This is a genomic window from Litorimonas sp. RW-G-Af-16 (assembly GCF_048319245.1).
Classification (GTDB): domain Bacteria; phylum Pseudomonadota; class Alphaproteobacteria; order Caulobacterales; family Maricaulaceae; genus Litorimonas.
This window is the reverse complement of the sequence record NZ_CP166993.1, coordinates 1,787,636-1,804,080: the sequence shown is the minus strand read 5'-3', so window position 1 is coordinate 1,804,080 and position 16,445 is coordinate 1,787,636. Positions and strand designations below refer to the sequence as shown.

General features: G+C 51.5%; 9 protein-coding genes. 8 read left to right on the top strand and 1 reads right to left on the bottom strand.

Annotated elements, in window-relative coordinates:
• Positions 1-41: 41 nt before the first annotated feature.
• Positions 42-482, top strand: coding sequence for a hypothetical protein (locus AB8615_RS08895; RefSeq protein ID WP_409432248.1), 441 nt, complete (start codon positions 42-44; stop codon positions 480-482).
• A 62-nt stretch (positions 483-544) separates the two neighbouring features.
• Entirely contained in the window at positions 545-1,525 is a 981-nt protein-coding gene (locus AB8615_RS08890; RefSeq protein WP_409432247.1) for an endonuclease/exonuclease/phosphatase family protein, read from the top strand.
• 54 nt (positions 1,526-1,579) lie between these two features.
• Here AB8615_RS08890 and AB8615_RS08885 read toward each other — a convergent pair whose 3' ends face one another.
• A complete protein-coding gene (locus AB8615_RS08885; protein WP_409432246.1) occupies positions 1,580-3,070 on the bottom strand; it encodes a prolyl hydroxylase family protein in 1,491 nt (496 codons plus the stop codon).
• A gap of 460 nt (positions 3,071-3,530) precedes the next feature.
• Here AB8615_RS08885 and AB8615_RS08880 point away from each other — a divergent pair, with 460 nt between their 5' ends.
• The 6 genes from AB8615_RS08880 (at position 3,531) to AB8615_RS08855 (ending at position 16,433) form a co-directional block, all read left to right on the top strand.
• Positions 3,531-8,435 carry a beta strand repeat-containing protein gene (locus AB8615_RS08880; RefSeq protein ID WP_418152239.1) on the top strand — a complete coding sequence of 1,635 codons (4,905 nt, stop codon included), beginning with the start codon at positions 3,531-3,533 and terminating at the stop codon, positions 8,433-8,435.
• Positions 8,368-9,072 carry an autotransporter outer membrane beta-barrel domain-containing protein gene (locus tag AB8615_RS08875; protein WP_418152237.1) on the top strand — a complete coding sequence of 235 codons (705 nt, stop codon included), beginning with the start codon at positions 8,368-8,370 and terminating at the stop codon, positions 9,070-9,072. The genes AB8615_RS08880 and AB8615_RS08875 overlap by 68 nt, the downstream gene beginning before the upstream one ends.
• A 142-nt stretch (positions 9,073-9,214) precedes the next feature.
• On the top strand, positions 9,215-9,829 hold the full coding sequence (locus AB8615_RS08870) for a sulfotransferase family 2 domain-containing protein (protein ID WP_409432244.1): 615 nt from the start codon (positions 9,215-9,217) through the stop codon (positions 9,827-9,829).
• Between the two features lie 203 nt (positions 9,830-10,032).
• Entirely contained in the window at positions 10,033-11,286 is a 1,254-nt protein-coding gene (locus AB8615_RS08865; RefSeq protein ID WP_409434090.1) for a glutamate-5-semialdehyde dehydrogenase, read from the top strand.
• A gap of 1,158 nt (positions 11,287-12,444) precedes the next feature.
• Positions 12,445-13,365: a LysR family transcriptional regulator gene (locus AB8615_RS08860; RefSeq protein WP_409432243.1), complete on the top strand. Its 921-nt coding sequence runs from the start codon at positions 12,445-12,447 to the stop codon at positions 13,363-13,365.
• Positions 13,366-13,478: 113 nt separating this feature from the next.
• Positions 13,479-16,433, top strand: coding sequence for a TonB-dependent receptor plug domain-containing protein (locus tag AB8615_RS08855; RefSeq protein ID WP_418152236.1), 2,955 nt, complete (start codon positions 13,479-13,481; stop codon positions 16,431-16,433).
• Positions 16,434-16,445: the final 12 nt, after the last annotated feature.

The window sequence follows — 16,445 nt, the reverse complement described above, 5'->3', positions numbered from 1 at the left end:
AATCACGTCATCATCCCCATTTAATTTAAAGGAAAACAACTATGTCAAATTCAAATAAACCCCTTAATCCAAACGATCCATATAATCGTCACGGAACACGTCACGAAACATCGGAAAAAAGCAGTGGCGGAAAGATTGTTGGTATCGCTATCGGCGCGCTCGCTATCGCAGCCGTGGCAGCCGCGGGCCTATACTTAGTCGACCTTGACCAAACACAAGAAGCGCGCCTTCCTGATGTGGATGTGAAAGTTACAGAAGGTCAAATGCCAGAATTTGACGTTGACGTTGCAGATGTAAATATGGGCTCAAAAACAGTTGATGTTGAAGTGCCGACAATGGACGTCAAAACTGAAACACGCACGATTGAAGTCGAAGTTCCTGTCGATGTTGATACCGGCACGACGACGGAACAAGTCGAGGTCCCGACGATTGAAATTGAGCGTCCAAATGTGGATAATCCAGCCGATAATCCGACGGAATAATTTTAATTAAATAACGAAATAAAGCCGCTCCTCGGGGCGGCTTTTTTGGGTTAGGGAAGTGTATGGTAATTTGGGACGTAATCTGGCGGATATGGGCGGTAGCCGTATTGCTAGGCACCGCTATTCCATTTCTACGAGAGCAGGTTTGGTGGCTCAGAGCTTGGACTTATGCCAGACTGCAAATGCTGGTCTTGCTATCAGGCACAGCTATTGTTCATGCATTTCACCCAGGTTTAGATACCCTATTTGATCAACTCATTTTTGTTGGGCTGATAATTGGTATCTTGAGTTGTTTGAGAGATATTGTGCCTTTCACCAAATTGTGGTGGACGCAAACCCCCGAAGCCAAATTGAGCGATACAAACACATCAATCCGCCTGATGGTTGGAAATGTCCTCATGGAAAATAGCGAGCAAGAAGCTTATCTGTCGCAAATAAAAGACATCTCCCCCGACATATTATTCCTCGTCGAAACTGACGCGGCATGGCGTAGCGCTCTTTCGGAGTTGGAAGCCGAATATCCGCATACATATATGCTGCCGCTTCCAGACTTTAATGGCATGCTGTTTTACTCGCGATACCCGATTTTAAATGTGCAAGAAAGATACTTCATCCAAGATCATATCCCGTCCCTTACCATCGATTTGGACGTGGGTCACAGCCAAGCACTCCGGTTCTACGGCGTTCATCCCAGGCCGCCGCGCCCCGAAGACGACACATCAGACCTTGATGCTGAACTTAACCTCGTCGCAAATGAAGTCGGCCACCTCGCTGGTCCTGTGATCGTCACGGGTGATCTAAATGATGTCGGTTGGTCTTCAACGACGAAGAAATTCTTGCGAATGAGTGGACTATTGGATCCGCGTCATGGCAGGGGGCTGTTTAACAGTTATAATGCTAAAAACCCGATTGTGCGGTGGCCACTTGACCATGTTTTTCATTCGAAACACTTTAGCCTGATCGACATGAAGCGCTTGAAAGCCTGCGGGTCAGATCACTTTCCGCTCCTCATCAATTTTGCCTTAAACGACCCCAAACCTTAGCACGAACACCTCCCGCGACCAGACGGATAGATAGATGAACCAGCCAGACTTAGATCATGTCGGCGCTACGTAATCTGTCGGCTTGAAGTGGCAGAACATGTTGGCGAAAGATTTGCCTTCAAAGCTGATAGGTCGGCCATGCAGCAATCGCCCGCCTTCATAAAGAATGACTTCGCCGGGCTTGATCATAATTTTGTGCGTTCTGTAATAATTGTCTTCAATAACCAAAGGCCAATCGACCTCCGTGTCTTGCGCCACGTTCACGATCGCGCTGATAATATGCGTATCGATCCTGTCGCGGTGCATTTTCAGAATAGCGCCAGTGTGATACTCCCGCACGCCGTAGACGAAAGTCGGCTCTAGCATTTTTCCGCACCAATCCTCCATCAATGGCTTGAGAGCATCATGGACGTCTTTCCGAAGTTTGGGCGTCAGATCGATGAGACTACTGCTAGTTTTGCGTTGAACCGTCATGGCGTTCCCGCCCGTGATGAAGCCGCCCTGAACGTGTTCATCCACTAAATTTGCGCGGTTCTCGTGATAAAATTGACTGACTTTTTCGAAGACATCCTCTGGCATGTTTATTTTGGCAATGCCTGAGGGCGTATAATTTGGAACGCGTTCATTCTTGCCCTTCGTTAGCATATTTGTATCGGCCTGGCTGGGGCATGTGGAGCGAAACCACTTTGTGATGACCGCCTTATAGCCTTGCTTCACAGGATTGGCCTGATGCAAGCTGTTCATATTTGGTGTGCCGTCAGGATTGAGCGAATTCCAGATTACAGCCTTGCCCATCACAGGTTTAAACTCAGCCCCAATCCGTTTAAAGCAAGTTTCGCCGCCGTCTTCGACATCATTGAGATAGATCATCACTGTATAGGTGCGCTGCCCGAAGACCTGACAGTGCGTTTCCACTTCGTGCAGATCAAAGAAATCGGTATGGGCCTTAAATTCTTGCCCCACTTGATAATATTGCCCTTGTATAACTTCAGAATAAGCCTTGTTGATCCCGATAAGTTTACAAATGCGTTCGTCTATATCCTCGATAAATGGATCGTCCAACCGTCCAAGATCACACGTCTGGCTTGTCCTAACATTTGAATCGACTTGGAAGTCCGACACTTGAGACGGACGAAGCTTAGGTTTTATACGCGCAATAATAGATGCACATTCTTCAGGCGTGAGAAAATTATCCACCGTCCGCAAATCTATTTTTGAGGCGTTAATTGTCTTAGCATTGGGCACAAAAATTTGACTGGGGGCTATGGCGGCGCCGTTATTGCCTTCAAACGTATTGGCCGAGATGGCGGAGGCCGTTTGATCTTCTCCCTCTGCCTTCAACCGCGCATCTTCTTCCGCGGCCACAGTAAAGGGATTTTTAATTTCAGAGATGTCGCGTGTCGGCTTATAATTCATCTCTTTCTCGATGGCTGTAAAACTGTAGCCCTCATCGAGTAAAATTTTGAAAATACCGTCACGATCTTGTCCCGCATCTACATTGGTCTTTATCCAGCTTTTCCAATCTGATGAAAATTCTGTTTTCATGATCAATACCTAAGATTTGTCGGACCCACGGCTCGCAGGTCGTGATGCCCAACATAGACTGCAATTAAATTGGGCTAACCAATGTCTAACCCCGCGAACATTAAGCGTCTGGTTTCAGCGAATGCAAGCCCCAATTCAAAGCCGAGAAGGGGTGCGGCCTCTTCGAAACATCAAGAGCGGCCTGCGGGAATGAGTATTCCACAGATTTGGTCATGCCAAACACTGAAATTGGTAACATAATTGTTTGACAATCAAATTATATTTTGGTCTTAAATAAGTAGAAGCGATAAAAATACGCTCTGGGAAATGGGGAATAGTCAGCACCAATTATAATTTGCGGACAAATTCAACGCGCGGTTTTACAACATATGCGTGCGACGTTCTGCCGAACGGCTTTTTTCAACTGTGTTTTGATAGCGTCATTAAGTGATCGTTTTGGATCATTCTTGGAGATAGATACATGTTCGTAAAGCCGTCACATATTGCACCTGCTGCCAAGACAACAGGCTCCGCTTCAAGAAAAACTTTACTCGCGACATCTGCCGCAACTTTTGCGCTTATGATGGTGGCTGTGCCGCAGGCTCAAGCTCAAGTGACAGTGGACGTCACTTCCTGCGCTGATTTTCCTTTGTCTAATCCTGCGTCTGGGTCTGGTGCGACGGTGACTGTTGATGTGAATGGGGAGTGTGTTGTTTCGAGCGGTGATGTGATTGAGCTGGAGAATAACAGCCAGGACAATGTGACGATTAACATTGCGGGCGGGACAACGCTGACCAGCACGGATGGAAGCGATGAAGATGTTGTGATCTTCATGGATAATAACGAAGATCTACTGACGATTAATGTTGCGGACGGCGCAACTTTGCAGGGCGTAGACGGCGTTATTTTCTTTGAGGGTGATCAGTCCACACTGGTCAATGCTGGCGTGATTGCGGGCACGGGCGAAGCTACGGAAGCTGTCGTTTACTATGACCGAGATGCGGACGGCGCGGTCAACACGATCACGAACACAGGCACGATCACGAGTGTGGGCGGCGCGACCATTGGGATTGATACATTGCTGGGCACGGATCCGTCCAGCGGCACGCGGGGCGACGAAGACGGCACGGCGCGCTTCACGCTCAACAATAGCGGCACGATCTCGAACACGGGCACGGATAGCGACGCGGATGCGATCAACTTTAACGGCGATCCTGGCAACACGAACAGCATTGAGCGCGGTTGTCTTGAGAACAACACGCTGGTTTTATGTCAGGTCGAGGTCAACATCACGAACTCAGGCACAATCTCGTCCGTCCGCGATAATAGCAGCAATGCGGCGATCCGGGTCGAGCAAGACGCTGTGATCTCAGGGACGATCACGAACGAGACGGGCGGTATTATTAGCGGCACGCAGCGCGGCATCTATATTAACGGCGCCCATGCAGAGCATGACCTGACGATCAATAATAGCGGCACGATCACGAATACATCGGGCGACGGGGTGTTTATCTCTGGCGCAGGCGTGACCCTCAATAACTTGGCGGGTGGCGTGATCTCTGGAGATGATGCGGGGGTTCAAGTCACCAGCACGACGATTGACGTTGAGGTTGGCGGCACAGACGCAGCGCCGACTGTGGAAGTCATTCTAGAAGACGTGGCGGTTGCCGCGGTCAATAACACCTTTGTCAATGCGGGCACGATCAGCGGCACACGTGCGTCGTTTGATGCGTCCAATGCAGGTGAGGCGATCACCTTCACGCAGCAGGGCGGGGCTTTGCTCGGGGATTTCCTCGGGACATTGAACTTTGTGGATACGCTGAACTTTACGACAGCGGACTTTGTGCTGACCAGTGATGTGCTGCAAAGCGTGAATGTCATTGTCGATAGCGGCGTGACGCTAAGCTTTGACGGGGCGCGGACGATTGACGGGAACCTGACCAGTGACGGGGACTTGTTGTTTAATCTCGGCAATCCGACTGTCACAGTTGCGGGCGATGTGACCCTCAATACGGGCTCTACCGTGACCGTGACGGATACGAACACAGTCTCTGCGATTGATCAGGAGTTTACGCTGATTGATGTGGGCGGGACGCTGACAAATGACGCCACACTTGTCTCGCAAATCGCAGATACCAGCTTCTTGCTGGACTTTGTCACTGTGGCAGATGCGGGAGGGGACTTAGTGGTTGTCACGACGGCTGCCACGACACCGACGCCGACACCGACACCAACACCAACACCAACACCAACACCAACACCAACACCTACGCCGACTCCGACGCCGACGCCAACACCGACGCCGACGCCAACACCGACACCGACGCCAACGCCTACGCCAACTCCGACGCCGACACCGACGCCAACGCCGACGCCGACGCCAACACCAACGCCGACGCCAACACCAACGCCGACGCCAACACCAACGCCTACACCGACTCCAACACCGACACCAACGCCGACACCGACGCCTACGCCAACACCTACACCGACGCCGACACCTACGCCTACGGCAACAGTTGTCACTGTCACTTCCTGCGCTGATTTTCCTTTGTCTAATCCTGCGTCTGGGTCTGGTGCGACGGTGAATGTTGATGTGAATGGGGAGTGTGTTGTTTCGAGCGGTGATGTGATTGAGCTGGAGAATAACAGCCAGGACAATGTGACGATTAACATTGCGGGCGGGACAACGCTGACCAGCACGGATGGAAGCGATGAAGATGTTGTGATCTTCATGGATAATAACGAAGATCTGCTGACGATTAATGTTGCGGACGGCGCTACTTTGCAGGGCGTAGACGGCGTTATTTTCTTTGAGGGTGATCAGTCCACACTGGTCAATGCTGGCGTGATTGCGGGCACGGGCGAAGCCACGGAAGCTGTCGTTTACTATGACCGAGATGCGGACGGCGCGGTCAACACGATCACGAACACAGGCACGATCACGAGTGTGGGCGGCGCGACCATTGGGATTGATACATTGCTGGGCACGGATCCGTCCAGCGGCACGCGGGGCGACGAAGACGGCACGGCGCGCTTCACGCTCAACAATAGCGGCACGATCTCGAACACGGGCACGGATAGCGACGCGGATGCGATCAACTTTAACGGCGATCCTGGCAACACGAACAGCATTGAGCGCGGTTGTCTTGAGAACAACACGCTGGTTTTATGTCAGGTCGAGGTCAACATCACGAACTCAGGCACAATCTCGTCCGTCCGCGATAATAGCAGCAATGCGGCGATCCGGGTCGAGCAAGACGCTGTGATCTCAGGGACGATCACGAACGAGACGGGCGGTATTATTAGCGGCACGCAGCGCGGCATCTATATTAACGGCGCCCATGCAGAGCATGACCTGACGATCAATAATAGCGGCACGATCACGAGTACATCGGGCGACGGGGTGTTTATCTCTGGCGCAGGCGTGACCCTCAATAACTTGGCGGGTGGCGTGATCTCTGGAGATGATGCGGGGGTTCAAGTCACCAGCACGACGATTGACGTTGAGGTTGGCGGCACAGACGCAGCGCCGACTGTGGAAGTCATTCTAGAAGACGTGGCGGTTGCCGCGGTCAATAACACCTTTGTCAATGCGGGCACGATCAGCGGCACACGTGCGTCGTTTGATGCGTCCAATGCAGGTGAGGCGATCACCTTCACGCAGCAGGGCGGGGCTTTGCTCGGGGATTTCCTCGGGACATTGAACTTTGTGGATACGCTGAACTTTACGACAGCGGACTTTGTGCTGACCAGTGATGTGCTGCAAAGCGTGAATGTCATTGTCGATAGCGGCGTGACGCTAAGCTTTGACGGGGCGCGGACGATTGACGGGAACCTGACCAGTGACGGGGACTTGTTGTTTAATCTCGGCAATCCGACTGTCACAGTTGCGGGCGATGTGACCCTCAATACGGGCTCTACCGTGACCGTGACGGATACGAACACAGTCTCTGCGATTGATCAGGAGTTTACGCTGATTGATGTGGGCGGGACGCTGACAAATGACGCCACACTTGTCTCGCAAATCGCAGATACCAGCTTCTTGCTGGACTTTGTCACTGTGGCAGATGCGGGAGGGGACTTAGTGGTTGTCACGACGGCTGCCACGACACCAACACCAACGCCGACACCAACACCAACACCAACACCAACGCCGACGCCAACACCGACACCGACACCAACGCCGACGCCAACACCGACACCGACACCGACGCCAACGCCAACGCCGACGCCAACACCGACGCCAACCCCGACGCCGACGCCGACGCCAACGCCTACGCCAACGCCAACACCGACTCCAACACCGACGCCGACACCGACGCCAACGCCTACGCCGACTCCGACTCCGACACCAACACCGACGCCGACGCCGACGCCTACACCAACGCCGACGCCAACCCCGACGCCGACGCCAACCCCGACGCCAACACCCACACCGACGCCGACACCGACACCGACGCCTACGCCAACGCCGACTCCGACACCAACGCCGACGCCAACTCCAACGCCGACGCCGACACCTACGCCGACACCGACGCCAACACCTACGCCTACACCTACGCCGACACCGACACCGACGCCTACACCAACGCCGACGCCAACCCCGACGCCGACGCCAACCCCGACGCCAACACCGACACCGACGCCGACACCGACACCGACGCCTACGCCAACGCCAACGCCGACTCCGACACCAACGCCGACGCCAACTCCAACGCCTACGCCGACACCGACGCCAACACCTACGCCTACACCTACGCCGACACCGACACCAACGCCGACACCGACGCCTACGCCAACACCTACACCGACGCCAACACCGACGCCTACGCCGACTCCGACGCCAACACCAGAGCCGGAGCCAGAGCCTGAAGTCATGCTGACGTTCACCGATAGCAATTTGAACAAATTCGGTGACAGTGTGTTGTCGGCCTTTAACGACGGCGACTTGAACAATACTGACGCATTTTCAGCCTTGGCCGGGTTCAGCACTCAAGCGGGTGTTGAGGGTGAGATTGAAAAACTAATTCCTGACCTGTCTCGCGGCGCTGAACAGCAAGTCTTCCGCGTCATGGGATCTCTTGGAAATGTGGTCGAAAACCGCATGTCCAACCTCGACAGATCTGCTTCTTTGAGCAAGCCCGTTAAACTTGCATCGACAAGCTTTATGTCAACGGGTGCGACAGACTCCTACGCGACTGAAACGGGGGCTTGGCTGCAGGGTGGCTTGCAAAAAGCGTATCAGGATAACCTGTCAAATGGGGACACGCAGTTTAGCGGCTATGATGCTGTGAATTACAGCCTCGCCCTCGGCTATGATTTTGCTGCGGGGGATAACGGCATTATCGGTGTGTCGGGGGAGTATCTCGAATATCGATATTGAAACAGACCGCACAGCGCAGGATCGACTGGATATCAGCCTTTATCATGTCACAGCGTATGGCTCTTATCGTGCGGGCGCTCTAGGGTTAAGCGGTCAGCTTGGCTACGCGACGGGAGATGTCGATAGCGAGCGGCAGGCCTTTGAACGTATCGAAGGCACTTACGATATTGGCGGCTTCTATGCGCAAGGCCTCGCCAGCTATCGCTACGGGTTTGCCGAGACATATTATGTTGAGCCGCTAATTGGCGTTCAATACGGCTCAATTTCAGCGGATGCTTATGCAGAAACTGGCGGACTAGACATATCATTTGCGGATCGTGACAGTGATTATTTGGAAGGGCGCGCGGGCGTAAAGCTGGGCACGCAGGTTGAAAATGCCGACTCCTTCTCGGACTATTTTGTCTCGGTTGCTCTCGTGAGCGATCTATCAGGAGATCAAGATAATTTAAATATCGGCTATGCTAACCAGACACTTTCGCTATCAACTCTGGAAATGGAAGATACGCGAATTGACGGGCAAGTTGGGTTTAATTGGATTTCGTCCGATGCTCTGTCAGTTGGCGCGACAGTGGACGGAAAATTCTCTGACACTTACACATCATTCGGCGGACAAGTCAGGCTGAAATATCGCTTCTAAACAAAGCGAGAATTTGAAAGATTGAAGCGGGCGTGATGTGTCATGGCCGCTTCTTTTTTAGCGTTGAGTGAATGTAGCGCTCGGCGTAAAACTCTGCAAAGCCTCCAAGAGAATATAGCTATTTGCTCAGGAAAATTAATTCATGTTCTTTCCCAATGAGAGCCTCTTTGTTCATATTCCAAAGACGGGCGGGTCGAGTTTGGTATCTGCGATTGCGGGAAAATATTTGCAGGACGAGCCAGAGGAGGCGTGGGATCGCTTGGCTTATGATCGATTTACGATTCACGGATATTTCAAAAAGTCTATCTGGGGCGAAGAGGGTCATCCGCATAGCTATATTTCGGAGTATGATCAGTATTTGAAAATAGATGATTTTTTCAAATTTGTTATTCTCAGAAATCCTGCGGATCAACTTGTCAGCCTTTACAATCAACTACGCAAAGAGGTGCATATCCCGTCTTTAGAGCATTTCGTATTGGGGCAAGAGGGTATGACTATGGCACGGGTTGACCATTATATTGATCAATATAAATACACGCACATTGATGATGAATTACGTATTGATAAAGTCTTTTTGTTTGATCGCTACGCCGAAGTTCAAGATTTTGTTGAAGCGCACTTCAACATCACACTAGATCGCAACAGGCGCCTTTGGAAAACAGATCCTAGCGGCGAGACACTCTCGCCACAGGCCAAGCGCCACTTCGAAAGCCAATATCACAAATCCATTGAGCTATATCATCAGTTTCTAAACTAATGCCGTCTGCCAGCGTAGCTAGGCCAGTTAGGTCTATGATTTTCATGCGTCAGGCTATAAACTCTCACCACGCGACTTTATTAGAGGGACTGGATGTCTTAAACGCTGACTGCTGTTAGTGGATACGTTAAATCGAAGGTCGACGCTGCCGACCAGCGCGCTATAGAGCTTTGAGACGCAATAGGATTTTCACCATGATGATCATGCAAGACAATGTGAACGACCATATCGACTTGCTCGGACAACAGGCCAAAGCGGCGGCCAGAGTGCTGTCTTTGGCCACAACAGAGCAAAAGAATACAGCCCTTTTGGAGGCCGCCACAGCCTTGCGCGCAGGCATGAATGAGCTTCTTGCCGCCAATGCCAAAGATGTGGCAGGGGTTGTGGACACAAAACCGGACGCCTTTATTGACCGTTTGACACTGACAGAAGATCGGGTTGAAGCCATGGCATGTGCCTTGGAAAGCATTGCGGAACTACCAGATCCCGTGGGACGAAAACTCGCAAATTTTGATCGACCCAATGGCTTAAATATTGAAAAAGTCGCTGTGCCAATCGGCGTGATCGGGATGATCTACGAATCTCGACCCAATGTCGGTGCAGATGCGAGCGCGCTTTGTCTGAAATCTGGCAATGCCATCATCTTGCGGGGTGGGTCAGAGAGCCGAGAGTCTACTGCGATTATCGTTACCGCAATGCAAGCGGGTTTAACGGCGGCCGGATTGCCAGCCTATGCGGTGCAAACCGTGGGCACGGCAGACCGCTCAGCCGTTGCGGCGCTGTTACAAGCCGATCAATATGTCGATTTAGTTATTCCCAGAGGCGGTCGAGGCCTCGTCGAACTCGTGCGTAATACCGCCAAAGTCCCAACGCTCCTGCATCTTGATGGGAACTGCCATAGCTATATTCACGAAGCGGCGGATGTGCAGAAAGCCTTGACCGTGATCCGAAACGCGAAACTTCGCCGAACAGGCATTTGCGGTGCAACGGAAAGCATTGTGGTAGACCGAAGCATTGCGGCGGAGGTGCTGCCCCAATTAGTTGACGCCATGGAAGGGTGTGAATTACGGGGCGATGCGGATGCTGTGAAGATCGAACCTCGGTTAAAAACCGCGAGCGCTGACGACTGGTCGACAGAATATCTCGACGCCATCGCGTCAATTAAACTCGTTGATGATATAGATGCTGCGATTGCATGGGTATCGACTCATTCGTCGGGACACACAGACGCGATCATAACGGAAGACGCCGCCGCCGCCCGTCGATTTATGATGGCGATTGATAGCGCTGTCGTGATGCACAATGCCTCGACACAATTTTCCGATGGCGGGGAATTCGGCATGGGCGCAGAGATCGGTATAGCGACTGGAAAAATGCACGCCCGCGGCCCGGTCGGATTGGAACAGTTGACAAGCTATAAATATCTCGTCCACGGCACTGGACAAATTCGCGCTTAATCCAGACTATTTTCGCCGCACATATTATTGCTTTATCGCCCAAATCAAGCGATGCATTTGAATATACGGCCAAAGGGTCTCATTTTACTCGGGGAGTGCGGGTCTAACGTCCCCAAATAAAGTGCGGCCACTAACGGCCAGCTTACTAAAGCGAGAGCGGCGGAATTGAAAACTGCCAGGTCCAGCTTGATTTTCGATGTGAAATAGCCCTCGTTTTGAGCGCCTGATTGCGACCACATGGCCACTTCGTTGACGAGAGGCGCAAAGGGGTCCCAGCTTGGGATTATGGCTGACAATGTGGGCTGAAAAATTAGCGCCATATGGAACGAAGCGAGAGCCCCCAAAATACAGCCGATAGTAAATAGCTGACCTCTTCCGATATATCTTAGGCGCTTCCATAAAAGCGCGCCTAACGCCAATGGGATAGCTATAAACCGAAATAAAGCGCCGTAGACGCTTTCATCATTCGCAATAACATTGCTGAGCAAAAGATAGGTTTCTATTGCGATAGAGATTGGCCCTAGAGCAATGAGGCACAATCCAATCAAAAAGAATGTTCTTTTCGTCATCATCTCTTTCCCTTCGATCTGCGAAAATAATGTTACAGGGGAATATTCGTAAATTCTTAAGGGCTGGCAGCCCGCTTTCGTGGATTAGTAGAAATCTCAACAGATTAATCCCCGCCTTCAAACCGTGTGATACAACACGTCCGTTCTTCTGATCTTGGGACAGGAACGCGTCAGGTTTTGGATCAGAGGACGGTGTGGTTAAGCGTATCCGGAGTGACAACCGCGTGCGTGACCCTTTTTAAGCGGGGCCGATCATTTCGATATTCTAAGGAATGTCTCGATGCGAACAACTGGCCGCTGATCAACAAACACCGCCGCGAAGCTACTTTCGTGAGAAACAAAACTAACTATTCGGTATCCGTCACGGATGCTGGCTTCGCGGGCTGTCCTATCCGTCCTGTTTAATTCATTTAATCGTTGATGATTAATTGAATAAGGCAGAGGCGACATGTCCGCTTGGCTAAACCAAGCCCTTATCCAAAAATCGACGATCAAAGCTGTGATTATGTACGCCACTTTGTCCTACGCATGACCAAGTGCGGAATAATAAGCATTGACGCTATTATGGGTGAAGTGAAATTATGGCTGTATGAAACTACGCCATATCGAAATTTTTCACGCGGTTTATGTGACGGGGTCTGTGAGCGGTGGAGCCAGGGCGCTGAATGTCTCTCAGCCGACCGTCAGTAAGGTGTTAAAACATGCCGAAGATCAACTCGGCTTTGCCTTATTTGACCGTATTGCGGGACGCTTGACCCCCAGTGAGAAAGGGGTGCTGCTGTTTGATAAGATCGAACCCTTGCTCGAACAACTCAATGACCTCAATCGTTTTGCCTACGGCCTGAAGACGACTAAAGGGAAGCATTTGCGATTTGCCATGACGCCTGCCTTTGGACTCGAAGTTGGGCCTATTGCACTGGCGGCTTTTTCGCGGGCCCGCAGTGATGTTGTGATCGAGACGGAAACACTCCATGGGAGCCAACTGGCCAAGGCTTTGCTGGATGAAACTGTCGATATAGGGCTAGTATTCGACGCGCCGAATTACCCTGGGATTGAAGCGGTTAATATCGGCCAAACTGGCTTCGTCTGTGTCGCGCCCGCCGAGATGAAACTGCCGGATAGTGAGACCTTAACGCTGGAAGACATGCGTGAATTTCCGCTCATCACGCTCAACGGGAAGAGCGTATTGGGTCAAATTCTGAACCGTCGATTAGAAGATGTGTTTGAAGGGCCGCTTGAAAATCATATCATTGTGGAAACCTATCACTTGGCCAAGCGGCTCGTAAAACAAAACGCAGGAGTGGCGATTATTGACGCCGTCACGGCTTTGTCAGGCGACGCATCAGGCTTACAATTCCGCCGCCTCTCGCCGCCTATTCCGATCAATGTCGATGTTATCACGCGGCAAAAAATGTCTGGCGCCAAAATCAAAACTGATTTTATCGCGGAATTACAGACTGCGATGCATATGTTTAGCCAAAGAAAGGATCATAAACGGCTTGTAAAATGATTTGCTGCGATGTCTAAATGCATAGACTGCGTCTATACTCAAGAAAATGATAGCTATTTGATACCGCCACCAGAATCGGTCAGTTTGGAAGAAATTAGACAAAGGGGACTATCATGAAATATCGCTCAATCGCATCACATTTGCTGCTGTCTAGCGCGCTCATTGGCGTCAGTTCAGACGCCATAGCTCAAGACAATTCGTCCCCTGTAGACGAAGTTGTCGTGGTCGGTACACAGATTAAAGGCTCTAGTATTGCGGGCATTCTACCCGTCACATCACTGAGCGAAACCGATATTGAATTGACAGGCGCGGTCAGTGGCGATGAGCTTTTGGCGGCCATTCCACAGCTTGGCGACGTGACCTTTACTGAAGGCGCTTTCACGGGTGTAAACGGCGCACGCGGTGATGTGGGATCAGTGAATTTACGGGGCGTTGGTGATGGGAATACCTTGGTCTTGCTAAACGGGCGGCGGCTCGTCAACCATCCCGGAACGCAAGCGGTGAACCAAACGCCTGTGGTTTCAGTCAACTCGAACGCGCTGCCAGTGACAGGGATTAAACGACTCGAAGTCCTAAGAGATGGCGCGTCAGCCGTTTACGGATCAGACGCTGTGGCTGGGGTTATCAATACTCAACTGGATGATGACTATGTCGGCCTGCAAACGCAAATCCAATACGGGACATCAGAAGGCACGAGCCTTGATGAGCTCAGCGGGACGGTGAAATGGGGCAAGGATTTCAATGAAGGCCGCACGAATGTGTCGATCTTCGGCAATGTCATGTTCCGCAACGGCATGCCCGCAACTGACCTTCGCAATTCATCGACAGAAGACCTGCGCCCATTCTTTGAAGGCACGATTTACGAGGGCGACACACAATTACGCAATACGAGCCTCGACACACCCTGGGGCATCTTCCGCACTGTTTCGGGTGGTCAAGCTACGGGAATCGGAGATAATGACTTTCATATTCAGCCTGACACATTCGACGGCTGCCGCGGCCCTGACTTACCAGGTGGCGTTTGCGCGGATAATAGCGGCTCGACCAGCAACCTAGCGAATTTGCGCCTTGACCGCGCAAGGTATCGCGACATTGTTGGCGATACAGATCGATACAATATTTTCTCATTCGTCAATCACGAATTAGATAACGGCATCGAGCTGTTTGGTGAGGCGTCATATTATTATGCCGACTATTTTCGCGAGCGTGAAACCGCCCAAATTATCACGAGTCAGCGTTACGGCGTGAGTATACCCGAAACAGCTTTTTATAATCCATTCGGTGAGGCGATTGCTATTGGCCGCCTGCGCCCTATTGATGCGGGTCCGCGTCAGATTAAAGTCAAGAATGACAGCTTCCGCTTGCTCGGTGGGGCTAGGGGTGACTGGAATGATTGGGATTGGGAAACCGCATTTTTACATTCTGAGGCGACCACAAAAGACCGCACAAACCGGGTTAGTCTGACACTGTTCCAAGAGGCCATCGCGCGGACAGATAGCTCCGCCTATAATGTTTTCTCTGGCGGCAGCACGGCCGATTTCAGTGAACCTAGCGGATTAAATCAGCAAAGCACGATTGATAGTTTCTTGGTCGACGTCAAACGCGATAGCAAAACAACTCTCACCTTGGCGGATGCAAAACTCTCAAATCCAGAGATATTCACACTGCCTGCTGGCGGCGTTGGTATGGCCGCTGGCGTCGAGTGGCGGCACGAATCCTATACGGATGATCGGGATGATCGTCTGGACGGAACAATCACATTCACCGACAGCGTCACAGGCAATACCTTGCCGTCAGATGTTATGGGCACGAGCCCAACACCCGATACAAATGGATCACGCGATGTGTTTGGGGCCTTCGTAGAACTCGCCCTTCCGCTGGTCAGTGAAGACATGGACATTCCTCTGGTTCATTCTTTTGACGTGCAACTTGCCGCGCGGGCGGAGAATTATTCCGATGTAGGGTCAGTCTTGAAGCCGAAAATTGCGGCGTCTTGGTTCCCGATTGAGCAATTTCAAATCAGAGGCGCCTATGCTGAAGGTTTCAGGGCGCCCAATTTGGAGCAGATCAATGCCACAGAAATCCGGCGTGTTAATACTGGCCGCGAAGACTGGATTTTATGTGAGGCGATCGCGCTAGATGCTGGCGATCGGAATTTCACGAGTGATGATAACTGCGATAGTGTGGGCGTCGAGGGCGCGCGCGGCGGTGGCCCTGACTTGAAACCTGAATCCAATAAAAACTTCTCTATTGGTGCGACGTTTGAGTTGTCAGATTATTTAACTCTGACCGCTGATTGGTGGAGAATTGAGCAAACAGATATTGTGGGTCTATTCTCTGATCAAAATGAAATTTCATTGGACTACGCCCTGCGTCTTCAAGGCAGTTCTAATCCCAATGTTGTTCGCGCAACGCCGGATGCAGATCTGGCCGATCTGTTTACATCCGTTGGGCTTGATCCATCGGGGGCAGGCGAAATTGTCGAGGTCAGCCAGAGATTTAGAAACCTCAATCCGCGCACGTCTGAGGGTCTAGACATCGGAGGTCAGCTTGATTTTGATACTGACTTCGGGCGTTTTAAAATCAGTGCAAATGCCGCGCAAATCCGCGAGTTTTTCCAGAGCCCGTCAGCTGAAGGTCAGGCATTGATTGACGCTGTTAATAGTGGTGAATTAAATTCACTGGTCGATGTTGTCGGTCAAGAGAACTTGATCAAGGAAAATGGCAATCCGGAATGGCGTTACACAGGATCTTTGCGTTGGGATAAAGGCGCGTGGGGTCTTGGCGCTTTCTATAAATATGTCGGCGATGTCCGTGATACGTCTGTAACTGGGTCGGATTATGACTTCCTCGAAATCCCTGCTTTCAGAACGCTCAACCTGTATGGTGACTACACATTTGAAGATGAAACTTACGGTATCTTTGACAATGTTCGTTTGCGGTTTGGTGTACGGAATGTGGGCGATAAGAAGCCCCCAATCGCGGATGAATTTGCGCGCGGATATTTCGTGAGCCTCCACTCTAACCGAGGCCGCTATTGGTATGGCAGCGTCCGCAAGACGTTCTAATCCTCCCCTAAC